General features: G+C 37.8%; 31 protein-coding genes and 4 pseudogenes. 22 read left to right on the forward strand and 13 right to left on the reverse strand.

What is annotated here, in order from left to right:
• Window positions 1-11: 11 nt before the first annotated feature.
• Window positions 12-761: a DUF1349 domain-containing protein gene (locus tag ACESQI_RS05025; RefSeq protein WP_151252341.1), complete on the reverse strand. Its 750-nt coding sequence runs from the start codon at window positions 759-761 to the stop codon at window positions 12-14.
• A gap of 86 nt (window positions 762-847) precedes the next feature.
• On the opposite strand from ACESQI_RS05025, the gene ACESQI_RS05030 reads away from it, so the two are divergent.
• From ACESQI_RS05030 to ACESQI_RS05045, 4 genes are all read left to right on the forward strand, one after another.
• Entirely contained in the window at window positions 848-1,612 is a 765-nt protein-coding gene (locus ACESQI_RS05030; protein ID WP_044246362.1) for a response regulator transcription factor, read from the forward strand.
• Window positions 1,613-1,702: 90 nt separating this feature from the next.
• Window positions 1,703-2,077, forward strand: coding sequence for a hypothetical protein (locus ACESQI_RS05035; protein ID WP_005678303.1), 375 nt, complete (start codon window positions 1,703-1,705; stop codon window positions 2,075-2,077).
• Between the two features lie 179 nt (window positions 2,078-2,256).
• Complete coding sequence (locus ACESQI_RS05040; protein ID WP_229036206.1) at window positions 2,257-2,958, forward strand: DUF1349 domain-containing protein; 702 nt, start codon at window positions 2,257-2,259, stop codon at window positions 2,956-2,958.
• Between the two features lie 70 nt (window positions 2,959-3,028).
• Window positions 3,029-4,225 (forward strand): MFS transporter, encoded by a 1,197-nt coding sequence (locus tag ACESQI_RS05045; RefSeq protein WP_005678306.1) that lies wholly within the window; start codon window positions 3,029-3,031, stop codon window positions 4,223-4,225.
• Between the two features lie 339 nt (window positions 4,226-4,564).
• Here the strand turns inward: ACESQI_RS05045 and ACESQI_RS05050 are convergent.
• From ACESQI_RS05050 to ACESQI_RS05060, 3 genes and pseudogenes are all read right to left on the reverse strand, one after another.
• Window positions 4,565-4,690, reverse strand: a pseudogene (locus tag ACESQI_RS05050) (DNA methylase); the annotation flags it as partial.
• Window positions 4,691-4,710: 20 nt separating this feature from the next.
• Window positions 4,711-5,133 carry a conjugal transfer protein MobA gene (mobA, locus tag ACESQI_RS05055; protein ID WP_373125515.1) on the reverse strand — a complete coding sequence of 141 codons (423 nt, stop codon included), beginning with the start codon at window positions 5,131-5,133 and terminating at the stop codon, window positions 4,711-4,713.
• 280 nt (window positions 5,134-5,413) lie between these two features.
• Window positions 5,414-5,881: a DUF3408 domain-containing protein gene (locus ACESQI_RS05060; protein WP_195437616.1), complete on the reverse strand. Its 468-nt coding sequence runs from the start codon at window positions 5,879-5,881 to the stop codon at window positions 5,414-5,416.
• A gap of 409 nt (window positions 5,882-6,290) precedes the next feature.
• Between ACESQI_RS05060 and ACESQI_RS05065 the strand changes: the two genes are divergently transcribed.
• The 3 genes from ACESQI_RS05065 (at window position 6,291) to ACESQI_RS05075 (ending at window position 7,333) form a co-directional block, all read left to right on the forward strand.
• Window positions 6,291-6,602 (forward strand): helix-turn-helix domain-containing protein, encoded by a 312-nt coding sequence (locus ACESQI_RS05065; protein ID WP_117988232.1) that lies wholly within the window; start codon window positions 6,291-6,293, stop codon window positions 6,600-6,602.
• 53 nt (window positions 6,603-6,655) lie between these two features.
• Window positions 6,656-6,961 carry a helix-turn-helix domain-containing protein gene (locus ACESQI_RS05070; protein ID WP_117988212.1) on the forward strand — a complete coding sequence of 102 codons (306 nt, stop codon included), beginning with the start codon at window positions 6,656-6,658 and terminating at the stop codon, window positions 6,959-6,961.
• Window positions 6,962-7,135: 174 nt separating this feature from the next.
• Entirely contained in the window at window positions 7,136-7,333 is a 198-nt protein-coding gene (locus ACESQI_RS05075) for a hypothetical protein (RefSeq protein WP_117988211.1), read from the forward strand.
• Here the strand turns inward: ACESQI_RS05075 and ACESQI_RS05080 are convergent.
• The 4 genes and pseudogenes from ACESQI_RS05080 to ACESQI_RS05095 all read right to left on the reverse strand — a co-directional run.
• Window positions 7,305-7,679: a hypothetical protein gene (locus ACESQI_RS05080; protein ID WP_117988231.1), complete on the reverse strand. Its 375-nt coding sequence runs from the start codon at window positions 7,677-7,679 to the stop codon at window positions 7,305-7,307. The two genes, ACESQI_RS05075 and ACESQI_RS05080, sit on opposite strands and share 29 nt — an antisense overlap.
• Window positions 7,680-7,681: 2 nt before the next feature.
• On the reverse strand, window positions 7,682-9,025 hold the full coding sequence (locus ACESQI_RS05085; protein ID WP_373125516.1) for a tyrosine-type recombinase/integrase: 1,344 nt from the start codon (window positions 9,023-9,025) through the stop codon (window positions 7,682-7,684).
• A 3-nt stretch (window positions 9,026-9,028) separates the two neighbouring features.
• Complete coding sequence (locus ACESQI_RS05090; RefSeq protein WP_373125539.1) at window positions 9,029-10,024, reverse strand: site-specific integrase; 996 nt, start codon at window positions 10,022-10,024, stop codon at window positions 9,029-9,031.
• 111 nt (window positions 10,025-10,135) lie between these two features.
• Window positions 10,136-10,360: pseudogene (locus ACESQI_RS05095) on the reverse strand (site-specific integrase); the annotation flags it as partial.
• Between the two features lie 327 nt (window positions 10,361-10,687).
• On the opposite strand from ACESQI_RS05095, the pseudogene ACESQI_RS05100 reads away from it, so the two are divergent.
• Window positions 10,688-11,155 (forward strand): annotated as a pseudogene (locus ACESQI_RS05100) (site-specific integrase); the annotation flags it as partial.
• Window positions 11,156-11,439: 284 nt separating this feature from the next.
• On the opposite strand, the gene ACESQI_RS05105 reads toward ACESQI_RS05100, so the two are convergent.
• The 4 genes from ACESQI_RS05105 to ACESQI_RS05120 form a co-directional block, all read right to left on the reverse strand.
• Window positions 11,440-11,733, reverse strand: a complete 294-nt coding sequence (locus ACESQI_RS05105) for a helix-turn-helix domain-containing protein (protein ID WP_028728990.1) — start codon at window positions 11,731-11,733, stop codon at window positions 11,440-11,442.
• A gap of 53 nt (window positions 11,734-11,786) precedes the next feature.
• Window positions 11,787-12,080, reverse strand: a complete 294-nt coding sequence (locus ACESQI_RS05110; RefSeq protein WP_028728991.1) for a DUF3876 domain-containing protein — start codon at window positions 12,078-12,080, stop codon at window positions 11,787-11,789.
• Entirely contained in the window at window positions 12,067-12,381 is a 315-nt protein-coding gene (locus tag ACESQI_RS05115; RefSeq protein ID WP_373125517.1) for a helix-turn-helix domain-containing protein, read from the reverse strand. Before ACESQI_RS05115 ends, ACESQI_RS05110 begins: the two co-directional genes overlap by 14 nt.
• Before the next feature lie 401 nt (window positions 12,382-12,782).
• Complete coding sequence (locus tag ACESQI_RS05120; protein ID WP_028728993.1) at window positions 12,783-13,475, reverse strand: LuxR C-terminal-related transcriptional regulator; 693 nt, start codon at window positions 13,473-13,475, stop codon at window positions 12,783-12,785.
• A gap of 92 nt (window positions 13,476-13,567) precedes the next feature.
• Between ACESQI_RS05120 and ACESQI_RS05125 the strand changes: the two genes are divergently transcribed.
• The 14 genes and pseudogenes from ACESQI_RS05125 (at window position 13,568) to ACESQI_RS05190 (ending at window position 24,898) form a co-directional block, all read left to right on the forward strand.
• Entirely contained in the window at window positions 13,568-14,050 is a 483-nt protein-coding gene (locus tag ACESQI_RS05125) for a flavodoxin domain-containing protein (RefSeq protein ID WP_028728994.1), read from the forward strand.
• A gap of 3 nt (window positions 14,051-14,053) precedes the next feature.
• Complete coding sequence (locus ACESQI_RS05130; protein WP_028728995.1) at window positions 14,054-14,290, forward strand: hypothetical protein; 237 nt, start codon at window positions 14,054-14,056, stop codon at window positions 14,288-14,290.
• A gap of 86 nt (window positions 14,291-14,376) precedes the next feature.
• Entirely contained in the window at window positions 14,377-14,607 is a 231-nt protein-coding gene (locus ACESQI_RS05135) for a hypothetical protein (protein WP_028728996.1), read from the forward strand.
• A gap of 22 nt (window positions 14,608-14,629) precedes the next feature.
• Entirely contained in the window at window positions 14,630-14,995 is a 366-nt protein-coding gene (locus ACESQI_RS05140) for an RteC domain-containing protein (RefSeq protein ID WP_264455424.1), read from the forward strand.
• A gap of 129 nt (window positions 14,996-15,124) precedes the next feature.
• On the forward strand, window positions 15,125-15,490 hold the full coding sequence (locus tag ACESQI_RS05145; RefSeq protein ID WP_373125518.1) for a helix-turn-helix domain-containing protein: 366 nt from the start codon (window positions 15,125-15,127) through the stop codon (window positions 15,488-15,490).
• A gap of 238 nt (window positions 15,491-15,728) precedes the next feature.
• Window positions 15,729-16,313, forward strand: coding sequence for a BfmA/BtgA family mobilization protein (locus ACESQI_RS05150; RefSeq protein WP_373125519.1), 585 nt, complete (start codon window positions 15,729-15,731; stop codon window positions 16,311-16,313).
• 4 nt (window positions 16,314-16,317) lie between these two features.
• Window positions 16,318-17,249, forward strand: a pseudogene (locus ACESQI_RS05155) (DUF5712 family protein).
• Between the two features lie 185 nt (window positions 17,250-17,434).
• A complete protein-coding gene (locus ACESQI_RS05160; RefSeq protein ID WP_373125520.1) occupies window positions 17,435-17,644 on the forward strand; it encodes a helix-turn-helix transcriptional regulator in 210 nt (69 codons plus the stop codon).
• Between the two features lie 4 nt (window positions 17,645-17,648).
• Complete coding sequence (locus tag ACESQI_RS05165; RefSeq protein WP_373125521.1) at window positions 17,649-20,306, forward strand: ATP-binding protein; 2,658 nt, start codon at window positions 17,649-17,651, stop codon at window positions 20,304-20,306.
• A complete protein-coding gene (locus ACESQI_RS05170; protein ID WP_373125522.1) occupies window positions 20,290-22,083 on the forward strand; it encodes a hypothetical protein in 1,794 nt (597 codons plus the stop codon). Before ACESQI_RS05165 ends, ACESQI_RS05170 begins: the two co-directional genes overlap by 17 nt.
• Window positions 22,083-23,267, forward strand: a complete 1,185-nt coding sequence (locus ACESQI_RS05175) for a DNA cytosine methyltransferase (protein ID WP_373125523.1) — start codon at window positions 22,083-22,085, stop codon at window positions 23,265-23,267. Before ACESQI_RS05170 ends, ACESQI_RS05175 begins: the two co-directional genes overlap by 1 nt.
• Window positions 23,236-23,820 (forward strand): HNH endonuclease, encoded by a 585-nt coding sequence (locus tag ACESQI_RS05180; protein ID WP_373125524.1) that lies wholly within the window; start codon window positions 23,236-23,238, stop codon window positions 23,818-23,820. The genes ACESQI_RS05175 and ACESQI_RS05180 overlap by 32 nt, the downstream gene beginning before the upstream one ends.
• Complete coding sequence (locus ACESQI_RS05185; protein WP_373125525.1) at window positions 23,817-24,251, forward strand: very short patch repair endonuclease; 435 nt, start codon at window positions 23,817-23,819, stop codon at window positions 24,249-24,251. The genes ACESQI_RS05180 and ACESQI_RS05185 overlap by 4 nt, the downstream gene beginning before the upstream one ends.
• The gene (locus ACESQI_RS05190) at window positions 24,233-24,898 is read left to right on the forward strand and encodes a hypothetical protein (RefSeq protein WP_373125526.1); all 666 of its coding nucleotides are present in this window, start codon (window positions 24,233-24,235) and stop codon (window positions 24,896-24,898) included. The genes ACESQI_RS05185 and ACESQI_RS05190 overlap by 19 nt, the downstream gene beginning before the upstream one ends.
• 427 nt (window positions 24,899-25,325) lie before the next feature.
• Here the strand turns inward: ACESQI_RS05190 and ACESQI_RS05195 are convergent, their stop codons facing one another.
• Window positions 25,326-26,093, reverse strand: coding sequence for a hypothetical protein (locus tag ACESQI_RS05195; RefSeq protein WP_195660103.1), 768 nt, complete (start codon window positions 26,091-26,093; stop codon window positions 25,326-25,328).
• Window positions 26,094-26,163 lie beyond the last annotated feature (70 nt).

Consider the following 26,163-nt stretch of genomic DNA (forward strand, 5'->3'; position numbering starts at 1 on the left):
TTTACTTTTATTTATTCACCCATACGGAAATCACCCACGTTGTCATGGCTGATAGTTATATCTTCGATGAGGCTTGTGCATCCTCCATGTTGCGGACACTGGCTACTGATGCCGAGATATATTTGATCGGGATATTCATTACGGTACAGACGCACCATATGCCACTCTTTTTTATCTAATGAATAGTAGCTGGCGATAGTCCGAGTATCGGAAGATATTTTCATATAGACCGATTTTGTGTCTATCTTATCATGGTTGTTGTCATCGGATGTACCTTGTGTTCGTACCGTCACGATGCGGTGGTTGCCATATTCATCCTGCTCAAAGGCAAGTTTCTGCCAAAGTGTATCGTTGACATACACAAAGAGGTCGGCGGCATTGTAAAGTCCCTCAATGGTGAATTCAGGAGTTACTTTGGCTGTCAACGTGAACGGTTTGGTATTGTCCGTTGGAATCAGCAATACGGGCAGTGTATTGTTGGACAGCTTACCTTCATTAGGATCACAGAAGAAATCAAGTCCTTCGGGGCAGCTGAATTTCAATCCTCCGTCTGTAAGTATAGTTACACATGTATCTGCGCCATTGATGGATTTGGTAAAAGTGACATCTCCCACTTTTATCTTACAGTCTGTGATTTGACTTGTTTCAACCTCTTTACCAGTCAAATCCGGTTCACTTACTTTGGTCTCATTGTGTTGCTGACATGCAGCTAAAGAGAGGCTTCCAACAAGAAATGCTCCATATAAAACGGTTCTTTTCATCTTTGAATCATTTATTATTCGTAATTTTGTGGCAAAATTAGGACTATTGGCGCAATCCCGCAATGGTGAAAATTAACCAATTCACTATGGAACAGGAACATCAACTAAAATCACTTCTGACTGAGCAGCAGTTTGAAGATACTGAAAATAAAGAATTTATGCTTGCTCAAGCAAGAGCGTGCGCAAATGGTTATGCTCTTGCAACAGAAGGTATAGCAGTTGTGTCAGATTTTCAAAACAACGAATGTCATATATATTCTGGCAGATTCGGTCAAACTATAATGGACTTCCCGGAATATATGGTTGACCATACATCCGCCTTTGAAAATACTGTTTTCAGCCACGCGAATGAAGAAGAGCTTATTCAACGTCATATACTCGAACTTCGTTTCTTCAACTTTATAAAAGAACTTCCCATAAATGAAAAGACAAATTTCTCGGCTTCGTGTATAATCAGTTTCTATCGGACAGGGAGTAATGAGACAATAAAAATATTACATACAACGAGATATTTTAGTTGTAGCAACGGTGGAAGTGTCATTCTCGGTCTATGCACTTATTCTCCATACTTTGGTTCTCATAACAAACAAGACGGTATTATTGTAAATCTCGTGACAGGAGAAACCGTTAGACGAAACGTGTACGAAGCATGCGACCGAAAAATCCTTAGTCGGCGACAACTTGAAATACTATCACTAATAGCGAAAGGGGTGCCCAGTAAACAGATTGCAGACAACCTAAATATTTCCGTTTATACCGTTAATCGCCATCGTCAGGATATTTTAGCTTCATTAAAAGTCGCTAATACTGCGGCTGCTGTAGAAATCGCATTAAGAATGAATCTTATTTAATGAGCCCTCTTGCTTTATGATTGGTTAAAAATCAGTGTTGTACCAGTTATTATTGGTTCGTAATTTTGCGGGCATATAAAAGCGAAAAAGATGAATCAATTTGCTGGTAAATTAGAATTGGAAGCAGGCATAACAGTTCTGCAAAATGAATGTGAACGTATTTTTAGTTCTGTGCCAATTCATTTTGGTAAAGGCGTTTCTCTTACACACGGAGCTTCTATTTATTGCACAGGAGTAGGTGATGACATCTATATCGGAGATAATAATATCATAGGAGGAGAACTTATTTTGTTTCCGGGAGCAAGAATAGGCAATCGTTGTGTTTTTGGTACAGGAACTATAATTGTCGCGGGTAGCTTTAGTGTTGGTAATGGTTGTGTCATGTCACATGGATGTACCATAACCCAAGATGTTCCTGATAATTCGTTGGTAGTAGGCCGTAGAGGATTGATATTCAACAAATAATAGCTAATTCCTATTGCTATTGATGCGAAAATTGGTTAGAAATCAGTATTGTGCACATCTTTTGTTCTATCTAACTTTGCAACCGCAAATAAATCACAAGGAAATTGCAATTTAATAATAATCAAATCAATATCATAATGAAAAAATTAGTATTTATCGCAATCATTGCAAGTCTTGTAATGGCTGGATGCACCCAGAAAGAACCAGAGAAAAAAGCGGGAAATTCTGACAAGAAAGCTACAACAGAAAACGTTGAACTCGCCACATGCGACATCAATGTAGGAGGAATTCGTTTTACAAAGTCGAAAAACGGCGGAGAGAATGGCATCACACTTCTTGGCGACACGCTCAAATTTGTGGCCGGTCCTCAAACTGATTATTTCCGTTCCCCGGATGGAAGCGTAGTCAATAACTCTGCGGTCATCTTCACAGAGGTTGACAACACCAAACCTTTCACTTTCACGGCTAAAGTGCAGCCTGAATTCACTGAAACCGGAACTTATTCGGCAGGGGTGATATATGCTTATGAAAACGACACACATTGTCAAAAACTATGTTTCGAGCAGGATGAGTATGGCGATCACCGAGTGGTGTCAGTTCGCACATTAGGCACCTCTGATGACAATAACCATCAGGCAATCACGGCTCCATACGTTTATATGAGATTATCCTCCGATGGCACAACCCTTGGTAGCTATTTCTCAGAAGATGGTAAAATATGGCGTATGGCCCGACTCTATAAGAATGACTTTCCTGAAAAATTGCTTATAGGCATCAGTTCACAGAGTCCTAAGGATAATGAACACACCTGCCTATTCACCGAAGTATCTCTGACAGATAAACCTGTCGCTGACTTTAGAAAGGGTAATATAGCAGAATAATAAAACAATCTAATCATTTTCAAAGGCGCACACATATTCAAAATGTGCGCTTTTCTTATACCTTTAAACGATGAGTAAACATCCAATTATCGCAAATCGCACCGCTTTTCTCGTCATAGGTTGTCTTGAGGCTGCATGGGCACCTCTTGTACCGTATGTTAAACGTGCATTTAGTTTGGACGAAGCTTCCTTAGGACTTCTGATGCTTTGTACCGGGTTGGGTTCAATAATAGCACTTCCTTTATCAAGTTGGCTATGTGTGAGATTTGGCGCAAAACGAGTAGTTTATTTCTCCGGATTTTTAATGGCTTTTTCTCTATTGACGATAAGCCTATTGGCTAACTTCACCCTGACGGCTATAATGTTATTGGTATTCGGCGGTTGTACTATCACCATCGATGTTGCTGCTAATGTGAATGGTGTTGCAGTTGAAGGTCAGACAGGAAAACATCTGATGTCAGGATTTCATGGGGGTTATTCACTTGGTACGCTCATCGGTGCCGGTGTGATGAGTTCTCTTTTCGCATTCGGAATAATCCCTATGTGGTCGGTCGTAATATTTATGATATTGGTATTGGCTGCGATGATGGCCGGATGCCGTGACCTTCTATCCTCAAAGGTACTTAAAAGCAACGACCATCCGAAACAGGATGTGAATAAGAAATTTTATATTCCACCTATGGTGATAGTGGTCGGTTTGTTATGTTTTATCATGTATGCGTCGGAAGGTGCTGTAATGGGGTGGTCAGCAATTTTTGTTAGTCAAGAGCGTGGCATTGACATGTCCGTGGCCGGATTTTTCTATACCGCTTTTGCCATAGCAATGACTATTATGAGACTTTGCGGCGACAAGATCGTCGATCGATTTGGACGAAGGACTGTGATTAGCGGAGGGGCATTACTTATTTCCGCTGGTTTCCTGATTGTGGTATCAATTGATAGTGCGATCGCTTCTGTAGCTGGTTTTGCTATGGTCGGTTGTGGTGCGGCCAATGTAGTTCCTCAATTAGTATCTTTTGCGGCCCACATAAAAGGGATGGCTGTACACAACATCATTAGTTTTATTAATGCTCTTGGATATTCCGGCATACTTCTTGGTCCGGTTATAATCGGATTCATAGGAAAACGCTACGGTTTGCATGTGTCATTTATAGGTATTGCCGTGTTTGCTTTGATTGTTGCTATAATTTCATCTATAATATTAAGAAGCAAACAGATTACACTGCAAGTAGATTTGCAAAACGAAAGAGAAACTTGTTCGCTGTAATTCTGCAAAATAAGAAATCAGTGTGCAACGTATAAAAAAATTGCATTGCTTTTTTGTGTAACTACTCAGGTATCTAAATGTGCCCAAATGCTTGATTATCAACAGTAGCAAACTTGTTGATTTACTATATTTCGATGAAAATCGGGCATTACGCAAGATTGACCTCGTGCAATAGAGTTGATACTCAACGACTTTGCATAGCTGAGTAGTTACTTTTTTTGTTCTATTTTGTTAAATTTGTCTGTACCAACTTCTATCAGCCAATATCCAAAAGCGATAAGGATTATTTGTTATTGTGGGCAGTAACGAAAACAATGACGTTACTGCCCACAATAAAAGTTATATTTTTATCCCTTTCGGACGGTTATCATCCTTGATCTGAAAACCCGGTCGTCCGATGATGACATGGTCGGCAATGAAATTGCCTGACGGACTACGCTCATTCACCGGACTGCGAATCTGCGGGCGCTTAGTGTGGTATGGAATTATTCCTTCTGTTGTTCCCACTTGACATACATCTCCCTTGAAAGTTCCACAATCTCCCGGCTCAACTTCACAAGGTCGATGGTATGTTTCTCCAGCTTGTAGAGCAACGCCATCGCCTTCTTCTCCGAAAAATGGATGCGCAATTCCTTCACGACGTGGTTGTAATTGGTGCCTATGCCGCGGAACTGGGCATGAAAGTCGGACAGCTTGGTGCTGTATTCAAACATCGCCTTGTCCACCTTCATCACCTTGAACTTTTGCCCGAAGAAGTGCGCTTTCAGAAAGACAGCTTTCGCGTACACCTGTGATTCCTCGTACATCGTGAGGAACCTGTTCCATTCCGCATCGTCGAAGCGCACCATCACGCAGTGCGTCTTCGGGTCTGACACGGGATTTCTCCCGTACTTGCTCTTCTTTTTCATTCTTCTTATTCTTTTAATTTAATGGTTCATCCATTGTCTAATCTCCGATTAAAGAACCCTGAAATTATCCGACTGCGGAGGATAATTCTGCCCACGGCAGTGCTGGGATTTTCAGTTACTCGGAATCATTCGAGTAACTGAAAATATATCTTGCTGTGTCTTTGAGGACACAAGAATCCTCCGCTTGTCGGATTGGTTTGTGAGTATAATAACTCATTTGGAATATCGGTCAAACCGATGGAGTGTATCCATCGGCTTGACCGGTTTTACCGTAATCCGCTCAGAGTTTGCGCCACTGCTCGATGTCCTCCCGGTAGGTTTCAAGGTGCAGGCGGGCGAGGTTCTCAATAAGTCCCGATGCGCTCATGCCACGCCCGCCGAGACGGCGGACAATCCCGTCCAGTCGGTCACGCACCTCACCGCTGACGAACACGGGTTTGCGGTCGGTTATCTTGGGAACTTGCAGGTAAGCGGTACGGTACTCGTCCAGCGACAGCCTGCGTTGTTTGCTGCTGACACGCTTCTGTGGCACTGCCACATCTTCGGGCGTTCCGCCTGACGGTTCATCCACCGTAGCTGTTTCCGCTTTTTTCGTGACGATCTTGCCGGGTTGCGCCAGCGGTTCCGGATCCAGACCGATATTCCGGTAGAAGTCGTCCATAGACTTCTCACTGCGGGATTCCCTGCGTCCCATTCTTTCCACGATTTCACGAGCCTGCTGCTCACTGATACTTGGTTCTCTTTTCATTGTCATAAAACAGGTTGATTAAGTTATTACTGTGGTCTTGGTCAGTACCTTGACCGATTGTTGCAAGCAAAGTAAGACGTTTTAGTACCGTCAGTCAATAACTTGGATTCGATTAGGCAATATTGTGAGACTTTGCTTTATGGTGATAGAGATATTGGTGAGGACTTCACAGATTTGCCGGATATGAATAACCGGAAGAACAAAGGTGCAATCACAGTCAGGTTTGAATTAAGCCCTTGTTTTTTCTCTTGCCACATTCCTGATTTCCGGAATTAAGAATATAGCCCCAATCTGTGCCAACCTCTACCAACCTGTGCCACATGCTTCCACTTCCGGGAAATCCATTGCCGGATAACAGATTATGTATTCCTTTGCGGCAAAAGAAACAGTAACAATAAAAAGTATGTATATGGAAATCGTATCAATTGAAAGAAAGACCTTTGAGGCGATGGTCGCCAAGTTCGACCGTTTCGTCAGTCGCATGGATGCCATCTGTCAGCGGCACGGAGAGAAGACAATGGACGAGTGGATGGACAATCAGGACGTTTGCCGGATACTCAACATCAGTCCACGCACATTGCAGACGCTTCGGGACAACGGGACGCTGGCTTACTCGCAGATAAACCACAAGACCTACTACCGTCTCGATGATGTACAGCGCATTGTTTCCGTTGTGGAGGACAGGCGCAAAGAAGCAAAGTTCAAAGGAAGAACTATATAAACTTGATGAAATGAACGAAGTAAAATAACAATACCCACTAAATCCAAAGTAACATGAATGAACTGATTAACAAGGACAACGAGTGGATAATCCACTTCATGGGCAGTCTCGACCGTCTTTTGGACAGCTTCGAACATTTGACCGCCAATTACCGCCCGACACTGAACGGTGAACGTTTCTTCACCGACAAGGAGGTGTCGGCACGGTTGAAAGTGAGCCGCCGGACACTTCAGGACTATCGAAACAAAGGACGCATAGCCTATATCCAGTTAGGCGGTAAAATCCTCTACCGTGAATCCGACATCGAAAGGATGCTTGCTGACGGCTACCGCTCCGCCTATCGGCTGACAGGCACATGATTTTCTTGAAAGAGCGCAGTTTGCCGTCTGCCCTATGGTTGCATCAGCAACGGACTTTCGGCAAAAAGAGAAAGGAACGGCTTACGGACGAAGCATCAAAATTCCGCTTCGTCTGTAAGCCGTTCCTCTCTTCTTTCTTCTGATTTCCCATCAGTCGCTTATTTCCGTTGCCGGATGCTTTTCAAGCGTATGGCAGGCAGTGGCAAGGTTTTCGGGCTGAATACACTCCAAAGGAGGAAGATTCTGTTCGAAACGGCTTTGCCGCCCGACCTTGCCGCTGCCATCAAGCCATACGCTACCTTTGCATCCGTGCATCGGGAACGAGAGACTGGCGGAATGAACCTCAACTATACCATCGGTTATTACCTCTGACGCTGGCAACAAACAGTGTAATCGGTGTAGCCTTCTTAATGGTGCTAATTTCATTTATTATAAACCGTCTGAACAAGACACTCTCTTTACTGCATATTCTGAATGCAATGGCGATAATCATTTCAAGGCTGTAAACATCATAACTGATTCCATCCGCTTGCCTGAGATACTTCATTGTATCAAGTTCATTCAGTTCCTTGTTCTTGTAGATGGAACGGATGGCCTTGCGGACGTGGCAGGAAAACACGCCGAACAGGTCGGCTATCTCTTGTTGCGTCATCCATACGGATACGGTCGGCATCGTGACCGCACCCGTTTCACTGATTGTTATTATTCCTCTATTCATTGTCACTTGATTTTAGTTTCATCACTTGATGCACACTCCTTTTTCCAACCGCTGTAATTTCCGCATTTGAACACCCGTGACGGCATACCGTCATCGGGCAACGCATATTTGCCTTTGGTATTTTCAGACAGGGTTTCCAAATCCCTGCTCACTTTGTGGTTGGTTATCTCGGCATATATCTGGGTGGTGCGTATGGAATAATGTCCCATCATCTTGCTGATGGTTTCTATCGGAACCCCGTTGCTCAGGCAGATAAGGGTTGCAAAACTGTGCCTCGCCTGATAGAATGTCAGGTGACATCCCAGACCGCACTGTTCGGCTATGATTTTAAGGCTGCGGCACAGGTTACAGGTCTGCGGGACGTAAAACAATCTTCCGTCCTCGCCTTCCCCTTTGTATTTTTCGATAATGCGGAGAGGTATGTCAAGAAGTTTGATATGGCACTCCGCCTTGGTCTTCTGCCGTGCGATGTGAATCCATTTGGAACCGTCTTCCTTTGTGACGATGTTGTCTTCCGTCAGGTTTGCCAGATCTGCCCTTCCGATGCCTGTGAACACCGAAAAGACAAACAGGTCGCGCGTGTGGCACAGGCGGTAGGTGGGCAGTTTGGCATTGAGCAGCTTTTCAAACTGTTCCCTGTTCAGGTGGCGATGGTTGACAGGCACTTTCTCAATCTTATGCCCTGCAAACGGGTCGCGCTTGAGTATGTGCTTCTTCAACGCCAGCCGTGTCATCTTGTGTAGCAGGATAAGGTAGTCATTGTAGGCAGACACCTTTAACCGCAGTACGGTAGAGAAATAGAACGTGAAGTCGGTCATGAACTTCATCGTCAGTGAGCGTAACGGAATATCCTCCAAATCATACTTGAATTTCAAAAAGTTAAATATATGCTTGCGGGTGGTAAGATAACGGACGTAGGAATGCCTTGTCCGGTCAATGCCCACACGTTTGGCGTATTCCCCGTTATGTTCGTCAAACAGGGACAGCAATGTCTCTTTGACATCGGATTTCCCGGTGACGGCATTCTTGATGATTTCTGCCGAGACGAAGCCATAAGAGTCCACGTTTCTTTTGTAGGCGGCCTTCGCTTTCTCCTCCAAAGCCTCCAATAATGAGTTCAGCCTGTTCAACTCATTTCTTTTTTCGCCGGTGATGTTTCCGGTCTTACGGCCGTCCGTGAATGCCTTGCCCACTTTTGCATCCCATAAGTCAGGCTCTATTTCCAACCCTGTGGAATACTGGCTTATCTTCCCGTCAAGGGTGACCCGTCCCATAATCGGACATCTGCCGTTTTTCTTTATTTTCCGGCGGTTGATATAGAACAACAGTTTGAATGTGCTTCGCATGGCTTACCCCTCCATTATTTTGGTTATGTACTCTCTTTGCTTCATGCTCGGATTGACTTTACGTTGGCTATAATCCTTCAGAATTGGAGACGGGGCAGTGTCAATGCCCGATAAGGTAAACTTGCCCCCGATAATATCGTTCAGACCGTCCATGTCCTTGTCTATTTTATCCTGCGTGACTTTCGCATACCGCTGTGTGGTGGTGATATGCCGATGCCCCATGATTTTACTGACGGTCTCTATCGGAATCCCCTGTGACAGACAGATGATGCTTCCGAAGGTGTGCCTTGCCTGATGGAATGAGATTGGACGGTTGATGCCGCACATCACGGACATCTTTTTCAGGTGTCTGTTCATGCTCTCTTTGGTCAGCATAGGAAGGAGTTTCCCGTCGCTGTCCATATCCTTGTATTTTTCAATGATATTCAGCGGTATCTCCATCAACCGGATACATTCGGGCGTCCCTGTTTTTTGTCTTTCCGTATGAATCCACAGACTGCCGTCATCCGCTCTCACCAGATTGGCGGCTGTCAGGCTCCTCATGTCGCAGTAACAGATACCCGTCCAGCACGAGAACAGGAACATGTCCCTCGTGAAATTACGGTTGGGGGTGTCATAGGTAGTGTTCGCAAACCTGTCAAGCTCGTCTTCTGTCAGATACATCTGTTTGAAAACAGGTTTCTGCGGCGCATAACCTTTGAACGGGCTGAAAGGGACGATGCCGCGGAACACGGCAAGCATCATCACGCTTTTCAGGCGGTTAATATGTCCGAGTATGGTCCTGGGCATGAAACGCCTTGTCGTGCGCATATACATATCAAACGCCTCGATAAAGTTTTCATCCAGCTGCTTGACAGGCATATCCGACACATGGTATCTCTCTTTCAGGAACTCACCGAGTATCCGGCAGGTGTTCCGGTACTGGTAGAACGTGCTTGCCGCCCTATTCACCCCTACACGCAGGGCATAGTCGCTGTTATGCTCCGCATAGAGCTTCATGATGGTATCCTGAGTCTCAGCCAGACCTTGGAACACGTTTCTGACTTCCTCCGCTTTCACGACATCCTTGATATCAGTAAGTTCGTTGAACCGCTTCTGCAACAACAGCAGTACCCGTTCAATCTCCCTGTTTGCCATTGTCGCCGCCTTGCTTTTGCCGGTGCAGCGTTGGGCGGTGGCGTTCCACAACCGCACATCTATTTTGAACTTGCACGCGAATTGCGCGATGGAATTGACCTTTCCCCTGACGGATATTCTGCCCATGAGCGGAGAAAAGCCGTCCTTGTCCTGTACGCTGCGCTTGATGTAGAGCAGCACTTTCATTTCTGTTTTCATGCGTTACTTTTTTGATTGCAATTTTACTCATATCTCGCCTGTTGAACGGTATGAGAATCAGGCAGAACGGCGCAATCAAAACCGGATAGGTTAAATCTGTAGGGTAAAGTAAGATTCCCGGATGGAAATACCTTTTAACTGACAGTTTATCCCCTGATTGACTGCATCTAAATGAAATGAGAACAGGTAATGACTTGGTAGCTGAACAGGTTCGTTATTCTACCTGTTTTTGCTATTTACCCAACTGCGCAAACGAACGCAATTTTGCTGCTTTACAACGAATTGCAGTTCTTTTGCCGGATTCCTCTATTGGTCGCATTGATAGTTTTCTATCTTTTTACCGGTTTGGCGTTCAGTGATGTGAAAGATTTATCACCCGAACACTTGGTAAAAGACAACAAAGGAGAGCTTTGGATAAGGAAGAACCGCCAAAAGACAAAAATCATGTGTAACATTCCTGTGCTACCTGTGGCAGCTTCAATACTTGAAAAGTATAAAAATGTGGCAGAATGTACCGGAAAACTTTTACCTGTATTGTGTAATCAACGCATGAACAGTTATTTGAAGGAGATTGCCGATGTGTGCGGAATTCATAAAAATCTTAGCACACATACGGCCAGACATAGCTATGCCACTTCCGTGTGTCTTGCAAATGGCGTAAGTATGGAAAATGTAGCCAAGATGTTAGGTCATGCAGATACCAGCGTGACAAAACACTACGCACGGGTACTGGATCAGAATATTCTAAAAGATATGCAGAAAGTAAATAACTGTTTATCAGAACTGGCTATATAATAAAGGTAGTAGCTAATATTGAAAAAGGATTGGGAATAATGAATATTACTTTCTCAATCCTTTTCTTTTATTGTAAGTTTTCCAGAACTCAATATGAAGCATTGACAAAGGTAAGTTCCGCATTTAGCCTGTTCAAGTCCGAGCCTTCGGTTTGAATAAAAATCTTCCTCTCCATTTCATTCCGAGCGTATTTTTATCCAAAGACTTGCACAGACTAAATACTTCACTGGAAAAGTCAATGATTCAAATTAAATTCCGAAAAACAATGTTTTGGGCTTGGCAGGTTACTCTTTCCAACTTTCAAAGTAGTGCTTTTGGAGCAGTTTATCAATATCACTCTGACGGTAGATGATTTTACCTTTTATCTGGATAAAGGGGATTAGACCTGTATCTCGCCATTCTTGCAGGGTTCGCAAACTGACATTCAGTTTCTTGGAAACTTCAAGGTTGGAAAGAAAGCGTTCTCCATTCAGGTGGGGCTTGTAATGCTTTACAATGGATTCAATGCCGTTCAGCATCGAATCGAGCGAAGAAATAAATTCTTTGACTTGTGGGGTATCTTTATTTATTAGTTCCATGATTGAAAGATTGTTTTATTGAAATATTGATTTCAAGATAGCTAGATGGCAGACTAGTTGCGCAGATAGTCCCCCAGCGATGAAATGCTAAGTACGTCTTTTGCCGGATCATAATCTATATAGAACCGTTTGGATGTAATGGCAATAAAATATTGGCTACCATCTTGCTGTATCTCATAAGTTGCGGGTAAAGCCTGTTTGGTCGTTTCTGATACATATATAATAGAAAGAAGATAGTCCTTGTCGTTTCGGTAGATGATAACCGTAGGATTCAGATTAATGCTTTCCCATGTACCGACAATGGAAAACAGGTTGAAGAATGGATAATTTTCTTTAGTTCTTTTCATAAGGTGCGATTTGTTTGGGTGATTGATTCTGTGTTTCACTGTCCGCAATAATTCTTTCAATATCGGAAGATTTATAATAAATCTTGCTACCAATTTGAGAATAAGCCAGCCGTCCACTACTTCGGTAATATTGCAGCGTTCGTTTGCTAAAGCCTAACAACAGGCACACTTCCTGGCTATCCAGCCAGTTTTCTACCTTCTGAGTATGAGTACTGCATAAACTCTCTATCCGCTTGGCAAACTCCGTGAACCTTTCGCAGACATACGAAAATGTTCTTTTCTCAATGGTTACTACTTCCATACATTTAATTTTTAATGGTTTATAAAACGTGTTGATTCTATTTCACCAGCAAATGAAAGAAGAATCAAGAGTCGTTTTCAAAACTGTCTGAAAGTGGCATGGTAAAGCTACTAATGTCTAACTTCTAAAGTTATACATAAGAATCTATGGAAGTTAAAATAGTAAACTCACCAGTTCATGAAAAAAATTATGAACTAATTGTTTGAAGCACTATTCAATAAGCGATTCAATTATTTGCTACTACTATAGTGTATCAAAATAGAATCCTGATTATCAGCTTTTACAATATAAAAACAAAATAGGGAATGGGTAGATGGGTAGAAACGAGCGAACTACTTTAGTTTACTGTGGTTTTCCATTGTTTCAAATAACCTTACTACACAGTAAGAACTATTTTTGAATTAATCCAATAGTCCAAGTTTTCGGGCATAATTAATAGCCTCAACAACATTGTCTGTATTCATTTTTTGAAGAATATTTTGTCTGTGATTGTTTACTGTATGAATACTTATCGAAAGACTATCCGATATTTCTTTACTGAACATGCCTTTATTTACCAGTTTCAGTATTTCCACTTCTCGTTTAGTTAACTTTATATTTGTTTCTTCGGTCAAAGGGAAAGGTGTCATTTCTCCTGTTTTATTATTGACAAGCCGAAATTTTATCTCATCCATATCTTTTTGGTCAGGGGATAAATCAACTACCCCTAAAACCAAAAAGGGATTACCAATTTCATCTATTTCTAAAACCTGATGCTGACTAATCACTCTTACATATTTTTTCTTTGCATTTAAAATTCTAAATTCAAAGATATGCTTGTAATCTTTTCTACATTCAATAGGCTGGCTATAGTAAAAGCCAAGTAACCTTTTTTGAATAGTGCTAAAGATCATAAAATCATCAGGATGAATATATTTCTCTAAGTAGTTGTGTTCAATCGAAGGGTCTTTAAGTTTTTCGATGTCGTATCCAAAAAATGTATTGAAATTTGGAGATGTATATAAAAATCTATTATTATATTCTATAAGAAACACACAACTATTGTTCACTCTTGACAATAGCTCTACATACGATTTATATTTTTCTAAGCTCATGAATGTTCCCAAATATGATGATAATTCACTATTGATAATAGCCCTTGACTACTCTACCTTTGCAAAGGTAACTAAATGAAAGGAGAGAATTTATGAAAACTGCAATAATCTACTATTCAAAGCATGGAACAACTGAAAGAGTTGCACATCTTATAGGAGAAAAATTAAGTCCTGAACTAGAATATATATCATTGAAAGAGTTCCATAATCCTGATATTCAAGGTTATGATAGAATTATTCTTGGAACTTCTATTTACGCTGGGTACCCAGGAAGATTAATGAGTAAATTCTGCAATAAGAATCGCGCTCAGTTAGAACAGAAGATTATAGCATTATTTATTTGCGGAATGAACGATACTCAAGAAGTTGAGCAACTTAAAAAAGCTTTCCCCGAATATCTACACTCAAATGCTGTCGCCGAAGCAATCTTAGGTGGTGAGTTTCTGTTTGACAAAATGAATTTCATAGAAAAGTTTATTACGAGAAAGATTAGCAAAGTAGTGTGTTCTGTTTCAAATCTACGATATGATGCAATAACGGTATTTTTAGATAAAATGAATAATATAAGGAAGTGATATATGATGAAAGTCAGTAACAATAAAAGAGATATTTTGATTTTTCGGACTTCTATTACGACCGAATTAGAAATAGAAAGAATAAACATACTATTTGCTCAATACTCGCAGATTCATAAATGGAATGTGGATTTTGAAGATTGGGAAAAAGTATTACGCATAGAGAGCCACGGTATTACAGAAACTGATGTTATAAATATATTGCAAACAATCAATATTTATATATCAGAACTAGAATAGTTTGATTATAAAACATTATCGCAAATAAGCATATTAAATGTAGACAATATATTTATTGGTTTTATTCACCATTTAAAATTATGCTTATGAACAAATTATTAAGAACAGAACTTTTCAACCTTTTGATTGAAAAGTCTAAAGAGGAAGTCAATAACAATGTAATGCAAAATGCCTATGACGAGTTTATCGAAAAAATTAGAGACATAAGTAATGAAAATGATTATTCAACTACTTATCGTATTCTTGTAGCTACCCGTATTGAGATAGCTTCACTTGAAACAATACCTCTTTACGGGCAGGGGGGAAAATGCGCTTAAAAAGCAGTTTCTACAAAAGACATTGGCTATTATCAATTCAGAACTGGAGCTATTGAATCTAAAAATTCAATATCCAGCCCCGTTTCAAAACAAAAAAAATGGTAATCCACAATCGCCACTCTATCTGACAGATGAAACTAACCTTGTTGAAATCATGGAACTGGTTAGCGGATTATTCCTATCCAAGAGAGTGATAAACCATGCCGGAAAAGAAGCACCATTAACAGAAATCGGACGAGCGTTTGAACATCTCTTCAATATCAAATTTGGGGACATCCACAAAAAGCATGAAAGTGTAATTTGTCGGCAAGCCAATAAACGAATCGAATTTTTGGATATACTTCGCAAAGCTATTACTAAAGAAAATCAAAAGAAAGGCTATCTATAAATCAGTAACTTACCAACAAATGTTAGGGGTGTAGTATATCTACTCCCCTAACTTATTTGCACCCATTTGCCGAACTTTGCTTCATCAATCGATTGAGAACAATAATGTTGAACTAAAAATTGAAGCAAAATGTATATAGACAACGAAAATTTCGATAAGTGGATGGAAAGGCTATCGAAAAAACTTGGGGAGATAGGTCAAAACCTGCAATCGCTTATCAATACCGATAAAGTGCTGGATGAAAACGACCGACTGTTAGACAATCAGGATTTAGCTTTCCTGCTGAAAGTATCTTTCCGAACCTTGCAGCGTTATCGGGCAAGTGGAAAACTCCCTTTCTTTATGATTAGTCATAAAACCTATTATCGGGCATCCGACATTCGGGCATTTGTTCAGGAAAATGCCGATTGTAAAACCTATGAGCGATTTAAAAAGGAAAATCAACTCGATAAGCAAACCGATGCAAAAAAGGCGGATTATTCACCCGTTCTGTAAAGTGCCCTCACGCCCCATTTAGCAGAAACCACCTCGCTCTGTGGCTCGGCTCATTTCGCTAAATGAAGCAAGAGGGAACTGGACAAGTCCTGTTCTTCCCTCTTGCCCTACGGGGCAAAGCCTTCGGCTTTAGCGTGTTACAAGAACACGCTGTAATGACACCTATAATATGTATTTTCTTTGCAACGCTTATTATCAGGTATTTATCTATTCAAAATTCTATAAAAAAGTAATTATCATGCCAAACAGCAGTCGAAAAACGATATTCACTACCATTTCCATAGACAAGGAAACGGCAGCTTTGGTAGAGAAGATATGCAAACGCTATTCACTGAAAAAGAGTGAAGTTGTAAAATTGGCTTTCGGGTATATAGATAAGGCACATATCAACCCATCCGAAGCACCTGAATCTGTAAAATCAGAACTAGCGAAAATAAATAAGAGACAAGACGATATTATCCGTTTCATCCGTCACTATGAGGAAGAACAACTGAACCCCATGATACGGACTACAAATTCTATCGCTTTGCGCTTCGATGCTATCGGTAAAACGTTGGAAACTCTCATTCTCTCACAACTTGAAGCCAGTCAGGAGAAACACATAGCCGTACTAAAAAAATTAAGCGAACAATTCTGTAATCATGCTGATGTGATAAACAACCAATCCAAACAGATTAATGTACTCTATCAAATACACGAACGGAATTATAAAAAGCTACTTCACCTAATACAACTCTATTCGGAACTTTCCGCTTGCGGTGTGATGGATAGCAAAAGGAAAGAGAGCCTGAAAGCAGAAATCAACAATCTGATAAATACATAGGATTATGCACATAGATTTTGCACCGCCATCAAACGGAACATATAATAATTCCAGCAGTAGCCGACAGTTAGCTAATTATTTAGAGCATGAGGATTTAGAACGAATGGAAAAGGGCATCTATACCGAAGGCTTTTTCAATCTGGCAGAGGATAATGTCTATAAATCAAAGGTTATAAAAGATATAGATACCAATATAGGGCAACTCCTAAAGACAGATGCTAAGTTTTATGCTATCCATGTCAGCCCATCGGAAAATGAACTCCAGGTGATGGGTAAGGTAATACAGAACAGGAACAAGCCCAAGCTATGAAACGCTATATTCGGGAAGTGTTAATTCCTGAATATGCCAAGAATTTCAATAAAGGACTATCCGAAGCGGATATAAGGTTTTATGGGAAGATCCATTTTGACCGCAATCGTTCGGACAATGAACTGAATATGCATTGCCATTTGATTGTAAGTCGGAAAGACCAAGTGAATAAAAAGAAGTTGTCACCACTTACCAATCATAAGAATACTAAGAATGGAATAGTCAAAGGAGGCTTTGAACGTGTAAGCTTGTTTCAACAAGCAGAACTAGGATTTGATAGACTATTCAATTATACTCGGCCACTAACTGAATCATTCGATTACCACAATACAATAAAGAATAGTAGTATGAATGATAAACTTAAAATGCAGGACTACGAATTACAACAGCCTAAAAAAAGCTTTAGCGATCATAAAAATAGAACAACAGGTCCAAATATATCAGCACAATTACAAATCAGTGTAGCTGTAAATAATCAAAATAAAAATGATTCAAATCAATCAACCTGCCTAAAAGGGTTGTCTTCTTTATTTTCGACTCGCCCATCGGCTACTGATGATTTCCCACTAGGTGAAACACTGCCATCTAAGATGAAGAAAAAACGAAAGTTAAGATTGAAACCATAAAATTAATCTTTTATTATTTGTTCCTACTTATGGTTTTGAAGGAGATAGAAGTCTTACAAGACCAATGTATAAGAATGACCTTCGGCAGTTAAAACAGTCTTGAAGCCACTTAGTCAAAACTAATCCATCAAATTAGTTGCATAGTCGAATTTATTTAATAAATTTGCATTTTATGCTAATTCAAAATGGAAGTAAAGACGATTAACAGGCTAAAATCAGTACTTGCTGAAAAGCAAATAACAAACAAAAGCCTTGCTGAAAAGATGAACTTAAGTACTACTACTGTTTCTCGCTGGTGTACGAATAGAACACAACCGTCGCTTGAAACATTGGTTGAGATTGCGGAAATTTTAAAGATTGATGCAAAAGAATTAATTGTATCAACAAAAAAATGAAATTATGAAATTTACATATAACCCCAGAATAATAAAACAATTAGGGACAGAGCTTATAACTTCTGATAGTATTGCTTTGTCCGAATTGATTAAAAATTCATTTGATGCAAAAGCTCAAAAAGTTGATATTCGCTTCCTTGACTCTATAGATAAGCTGAATAAATCAACGCTAATGAGAGTACTACCTGAGGTAGTCGAACAAGAAATCAGAAAAATGAATAGTAATTTCATCTTAATAGAGGATAACGGAAAAGGAATGGATAAAGCCCGATTGCAAAAAGGTTTCTTTGAGGTTGGTTCTGATATAAAAGAAGAGGAAAAGCAAAATACTTCTGACAATGAAGTAATACTTGGAAACAAAGGAATAGGTCGTTTATCAGCTCAAAGATTAAGTTCTATTTTATTTGTAGAAACAGCATCATTTAATGAAACAGGTATACTTGAATCAAGCTTCGTACGAATTGTTTGGAATGATTTTGTGAAAGATAAAGAAGCTGATGCAAAAGAATGGAAATTTTCTTTGCAAGAAACTATACCATACACTCGTTTGTGGTTAGTTGGAAATAAGGAAAATCCCATTGTATTTGACAAGTTCATCACAACAGTTGTTGAACAAGACAAAGATTTATTTGGCAATCCATATGGTGAAAAACGAAAACATTTAAGAATTGAGGAAGAGTTGCTTTCGACACTTAATTTTTTATACTCTCCTTTCGAACCAAAAGACAAACCTACAGATTTGGCTTTGTCATATAATGAAGAACCTGTTAAAGCTGAATTTAATAAAGATAATCTTGCTATTGCAGAAGCAATTCACAGTTTTTCCATTAATAAAGCCAGCAAAAAGTTATCTTTAAAAATGACTATTCAACCTTGGTTTATACAAAGAGTACACAATAATGAAATCGGAGATAAGCTGTATCAAGATTATAAAAAAGAAGCCGAATTTTATAAAGATTTACAAGAACGGTTTATTGAAAATTACAACAAAAGCCTTGTAGTAGAAATTCCTTTAGAAGATTATTTCAGCCAACATATTAAAGGCAATGTTTCAAAAAAAATGTCAGCTGAAGAGCTAGAAAGAGAAATTTCGAAATCAATAGATCTCTTACTAGAAATATCGCCTGTTGAAGGACGCATATATTCTTTTAAAAGAGATCGAAGAATGCTAGAAATGGCTTATCAATCAGCATTAGCTAACAAATATATAAGTAAAGCAACAAAAATAGATGACATAAAAACTTTTCTCGAAGCATATAATGGCATAAAACTATACAGGAACGGATTTCGTGTAGCTACATTAGGAAACAAAAGTAGTGATTGGCTAAAATTACAACAAAAGAGAACAACTGGTCAACAATTTTACAGGTTCGAATTAGGGAATGCATTAGGTTATGTGCGAATAAATGACCCAAAACAGAAGTATATTTTTGAGACCAGCTCTCGGGAAGATATAACAGACATTCCGCACAAAAAAATTCTTGCGGATTTATTGTATTACATTTTCAATGAACGTTTTTACCAATTAACAAGAAGCGCAGTACTAATAACAAAGGATATTCTGAATAGTGAAGGCTTAATTCCAAAGAGTACGAGAGAAGAAATTTCAAAGGAATCAGAAAATGCGAAAGACCTCTTGAAATCCGCTGAGAAAAATTTCAAAGCTTTCTCAGAAGCGTTTAATGTTATCAGGGAGAATAAAGATTTAGATACTGAAGATAAAATTGATACGGTAAAACAACTACTTGGTTCTGTAGACAAACTCGCACAAGCATTAGGGGGAAGTTTACATAACAGCACTCAAGCGTTGAGGACGGCTGATACTATTCTAATCAAAGCAGAAGAACACCGAAAAAGAATAGAAGTTGAATCATATAATAATTACAAGTTAATGGCAAATGGACTTGTAACAGAAGTGATTACTCACGAATTACATTCTTTACTTCAAGATAAAGACACTTCAGATTATGAGCGTAAAATAGAGAATATACGGAAATACTTATTTGAACAAAAAAATCCGAAACTATATAATGACAATCTAATTCCTGTAAAACAAAGATTAGTGTCAGTATCTAACAAGCTAAATGATCTGAAACAGTTTTATAATTTTTTAGAGAAAACTTTTGTATACAGCGGAAAGGCTGACGATTTTGAAGTACAAAACCTACAAGAGTTCTTAAACTCTCTTGCAATTCGTAATCAATTCCGGCTTACGAAATATAATATAAAGCCAGATTTTGAAAATACGGATGCATCTTTTGTCGTACCTAAAGGGGCATTTACTCATGTTTTTTACAATTTATTTGACAACTCAATCTATTGGATTGGGGAAAGGCAACACAGAGCTATTTATGACAAATACTATGAAAGGAAGCAGTCAGATGAAATAACCGTTCGAGTAAAAGATAGATACACTATACAATATTGGGATTCAGGAACAGGAGTTTTTGATAAATACCAATATACGCTATTTCAACCAATGGAATCAGGTAAAGAGAATGGAAGAGGGATGGGATTGTATATCGTTCGGAAATTTCTTGAATCATTTGATGCAAAAATTGAATTATTGAACGACAAAAATGAGTATGGAAATCGGTATATTTTTGAAATTACTTTGAATGCACAAATTGAAAATGAGTTGGCAAATGGAACGATTGAATAAAATCTTTGAACATTTAAATATATCCTGTGTCGTATTCATAGAAAATGACTTTAACGAAATCTCTATAGATTTAGTACTTGCTAAATATGTAACGTTCTCGAATAAAGCGAAATTACTGGATAAATTTACTCTTCTTGGTCATCAAGATTTTGTTGAAAAGTTAAATCTATTTGATTCTATTTTCAACAAATTACCACATTTACCAGGCATGAAAGACTATCTGCAAAGTGGAATTAGAGGTTATGTCGAAATGTTTAAAGAAAATCTAGGCATTTTGGATATAGTTGACGATATAGAAAGAAATGCAACAGAAGAAATACAAAAGACTTTCTTTAAATATGGTTTTTTGAGCTATCCACAAGCATATAATTCATTTTTTGAGAATATGTTGAGTGGAAGATTGAAACAACCCGTGTTATGTTATAAGATTATTGTAGCAAATGAAATTCCATCATTTAAAGAAGATTTATTATCCGTTATGGATGAAAAGAAAACTTTTGTTTCGATAATTGATAATCAACTACAAGATGCTAATGATGGTAGTGGAGTTTTAATTGCCAAAAGAGACATTAAAGCAATGCTCGACCATGATAGTACCATTACGGGGTATTCTGTTATTTTTACATCACAAAATCCACCAAACGAAGCAGATGAGCTTGAAAATGGATATTATCAAATAGTACTAAAAAGTAATGATAGCATTTTAGATATATCCAAAGCTCTTTCTTTAATTGCTTATACTAAAACTTTTTCTTACTTGCACAAGAAAACTCAAAAAGCTATTGCCGATATTCCTAACATAATAAAAGAACAAAAACATAATATTGCTTATATCGTTGATAAAGCAAATATTGAAGGAATGTTGCCTTATGAAGCAATTCATATATGGTATGAGAATGCTATTAATTATTTAGTAAATAAATCTTACCAAGAAGAAGTTCGCCCTATTTTTACTTCAACAATTGGGCTTTCAAAATTATTCGATAAGGAGTTTTTAGAATCAAATGATAATCCTAGTTTTAATTTTGAAGAAATAGTAGCAAATGAGATATTCGATTTTTCTGTAAATGCCAAACATCTACCAATAGCTCCAGGGGATGTCTTCTGGAAAAATGAGAATGATTTTGTTGTTTTAGTGGGGCAATCCTGTGATTTGGCTATTCGTTCAAATTGTAGACGAGGAGCTTCTATTGCTGAGTTATTAAAGTCCAAATTTGCAACAAAAGAAGAGGTTTTAAAATGCTACTCGCAAATCGCGAAAGGAGTATCCAGTAAGGAGAAAAAACAGCAAGAATTTATTAGAAATAGCATAAATAAAAAAATAAATAGAGGAGAAGACTTCTTGCTATTTAATAAATTTAGGCATAATAATAATTTGGGATATTTAAAAATTGAACATAAAACTAAATCTGTAATATTGGTCGATTTTTCTATATTAGATTTATGCATATATAATAATGATGGAAAATGCAGCATCAATTTAAACGCTCCACTACCTCAACCATTGATACGCTATTTTACAGATGCTAATGTGAATAATTATTCAGCATTACAAGAAAAAATGAGGAGTTTAGCCGAAATAAACAACCCGTTAAAAGATTCTCTAAAAGACAAAACCTGTGAATTATTATCTTATACTAAAGAAGATGATGTTGTAACATTTTCTTTCCAAAGAATTTGCCGTATAAAAGGAAATTTCAATCAACTTATTCATCATAACTATTGGCACTATCGCAGTCGTACAGATTTAAACGAAATAAATCTTACAGAAGAATAATGGACGAAATTTTTGACATATTATCATTGTTTACTGGTGGAGGATTTTTAGATATTGGCTTTTTCAATAACGGCTTTCAAGTAAAAGAAGCTGTAGAAATAGAAGAAGCGTTTATTTATGGTCATAACGCTGGACTTAATAGTTATTTCCAACACTCGGATAATTATTATATAAAAAACAGATTGGTTACTCATATACCTATTGATAGAAAAACAGATGCATCTGATGAAAATGAAATCAATCGATTGGGAATAAAACATCATAATATAGCTGGTATTATAGGAGGTCCACCTTGCCAAGACTATTCAACAGGAGGAAAAAATGCAGGTGCAACAGGGAAAAGAGGTAAACTGATATTTAGTTATTACCAGATAGTGGAACATGTTATGCCTAAATTCATTTTTTTTGAAAATGTAACAGGCTTGGTTAATACTAAAACACATAAAGAGGAAGGATTTGATTTGCTAGTCACTCGCCTAAAAGAACTTGGATATGAAATTTGGTATGATATACTAAATTCTTTAGAGTATGGCTTACCACAAGACCGCCCAAGGGTAGTTTTAGTAGGATTTAGAAATGATATTGTAGAAACATTAAAAAATGCGGGGTTCTTACTTGAAAAAAACAACAAGAAACTTAAAACAGAAATGGCAGATAATTTCATTTTTAGATGGCCTATTCCTAAATTTGTCGAACCGAAGAAACATAAATGGCCAACAAAATGGGCATTTGGTTCAAAAGTAAAACAAAAAGAGATTAATGCATTGCCTAAGGAATATATAAAAATGACTATAATTGGAGCATTTGAGGGACTTACCAAAAACACTCCAAATCAAAATGAATACTTTAGACCAAAGTCGGGTCGTTTTCAACTAATAGAAGAGGGTGATACTAATCGAAAATCATTTAAACGTTTACATAGGTATCGATATAGCCCAACTGTAGCATATGGGAATAATGAGGTGCATTTGCATCCTACAGAACCACGTCGTTTAACTGTGAGGGAAGCTTTGCGCCTTCAAACTGTTCCAGATACATATGTGCTACCTGGAAATATGACTTTAACAGCTAAATTTAAAATGATAAGTAATGGTGTGCCGACTAAAAAAGCAGAACTAATTGCAAAAGAAATTAGACGGACATTATTAAATTATGAAACTATTATTCAAAATGGCACTTTATAATACATATGCTGATGCTGCAAACACAGCTGTTCGTGCTTTTCTCACAGAGATAGGGGAATACTATTGGGGCAAAAATTTTAACACAAGCTCTGGTAAGGCCAAAAAGGATTGGGAAACAATTAGAGACCAAATATTCTCCGGAGAGTGTGCATATTGTGGTAAATCTGACTCAAAGTTACAGATGGAGCATTTAATAATGTTCAATCGAACAGAATTTGGATTACACCATCCTGGCAATATTGTCCCTTCTTGTAAAGAATGTAATTCCCGAAGTAAGAAAATGGACGGAACATATAATACCTGGGAAGAGCATCTTTCATTTATATGTGAGAAGAATGATCAAAAAGAAGAATTTTACTATCGATGGAACAAAATAAAAAAACATATAAGTGAAGGTGTTTACAAATATCCAAAACTCAGTTCGGAAGAAGAGAAAGCTATACAAATCATAGCAAATAATTTGTATGATTGTATAAAAAAAGAATTTAGCAATGCAATAAAACTTTACGAAGAATTAGGTAAAGCATTCACTGGAAAACAAGAAGACAAATGACTGATATTTGGGATAAAAGGAAACGTAGTGATGTAATGTCTAAAATCCGTTCGAAGAATACTAGGCCGGAAAAATTGTTACGCTCTCTCTTATTTAAAGAAGGATTTAGATTTAGAATTCACGACAGGAAATTACCTGGAAAGCCTGATATTGTTTTAAAAAAATACAAAACTGTTATTTTTGTTCATGGATGTTTTTGGCATTATCACGAAAGTTGTAATGAAGGACGTATTCCAGATACAAACTCAATTTTTTGGAAAGAAAAACTTTCCAAAAATATAGAACGTGACAAGCAACACCAAAGAAGCTTAAAAGAAATAGGTTGGAATGTTATTATTGTTTGGGAATGTGAACTGGAAAATTTGAAGCAGCGTACTGACACTTTACAAAGAATTATTCAAGATATGAAGCAATGGAACAAAACTTTTTAAATGAAGCCTACAATAAGACTGAAGAATCTGTTTTTACATTACTTGCTTTGGCAACGCAGATATCACAATCATATGATTCTATATTTGACAATGAAGATACTATTAATTCAGATTTCTCAATATCCAAAAACTACTCTTATCATAAACTAATAAACAATACTATTTATGATGCTTTAGCATCTCAAATAATAATAAAATCAGTAGCTTTTATTGATGAGTGGAATAGTTATTTTGGAATAAAGACAGAAAAAAAGGACTACGATAAAATAATACATGTCAAAAAACTCGCAAAACCAGCCTATGCGTGTTTAATGGAGTGGAAAGAGCTTTATGATTATAGAAATCAGGCTTTAGCACATAATCACAGGGATAAGAACAAACGAAACATATACTTAATCGGTAAAAAATTCAACAACGCACCTCAAACAGAAGGTGAAATTCTACTACTTTCATTTTGCATATACAAGATGGCAGAAATAATTTCTAAGTTTTTTCAAGAAGAGACTGTGAAAGTCATTCAGATTATAGAACAGACAATTATAGGCAAAAGTGCTGAACAATATGCTGAAACTTCTTTTTCAAAAGATTGTAGAAGTAAAATTAGATACGTAGATGAACAGATTGCTAAAGTACTCAATAATCAGTAAGCGTCTTATGAGATTTCACCTTCTATCTTCTAAATAAATTTATTATTCAAGACATATCAATGTTTATGTCATTTTCCAAATTCTAATTTATATTTTAGAGAAAAGGGTTATCTTTGCACTCAGTATTCTCCATGAGCAAACTACCGCAAAAGCACGTAGCAAATCAGTGGGTTAAATCATGGGATATGCTTGAAACTAAAAATATAAAGTTTTAAATATCAGCGTGGTAACTCCTAAAAGAGAATCCCAGGCGGATCACCAAGAAGCTGGAAAAACCAGACAATAAAAAGACAACTCCTACAATATCAAGGTATTGTAGGAGTTTTTCCTTGTATAATGTCCGTGACCTAAGACACGAAATAGTCACAATTATCACATACTATCCTAAACAATTTACGGAAAATATATTGATTCCCATTTCAAATCATCATATGTTATCTTTAAGAAACCCACACGGAATAGATATAACCTTCATTTTCTCAATAATATTATCTATTAGCCCAATGAAATGCTCTTCATCTTGATAGACGGAAACAATAAAACGTCCTCCCTCATCAATACTCTTGTAACCAATCTGTTTATACCATTCTATTTTATCGGCCATCTTTTCACCGTATTCCAGATCATCTGTCATTCCAAAATGTTCCCAGTGAAAGACAGTCCGAGTTTCTTTATTATATACGGTAAAGTCAGGGTATCGTTCTTTACCAGCAGCAACTAAAAGACGTTCATAATAAACATCGAATATCTCTACCGCCAATAACCGATTCATTATATTAAGTTCTTGTATAGATCGGACCATTGTTCCATTGGCTGCCCGATATTTTTTATTTCCTCTAAAGAACTGGCTTTTATCCGGATGCGAACTGGCAATATTCTTATTTTCTGACGTCGTTTTTTTAGAGTAAACTCTTAATGGAGGAAAGAAGTACCATTGATAAAAACTTTTATTAGAGGTGTCAACCTTCACATTCTTGATAATTTGAGTTAATACTCCCCGGTCGTGCATCCTACGCATAAAACCATTAAATTCTTTAGCTGATGCGAAATGTTGTCTAAAATCATCTTTATGTTTCAAAAACTCATATATATCTGTACTTCTTACTGTTTTCGTATTGACCGTCATAGCAAAATACTCTCCAATGTACTTGTTAATGGTCATTAGTAAACTATATTCTTTCGGAAGTGATTCCATTTTCAATAGATTAAGTTTTATATTTTAATTATTGGTATCTATAATTTCGATCTTTACTTGTTGTGCTGTT

Source organism: Bacteroides sp. HPS0048 (genome assembly GCF_964240755.1).
Classification (GTDB): Bacteria; Bacteroidota; Bacteroidia; order Bacteroidales; family Bacteroidaceae; genus Bacteroides; species Bacteroides nordii.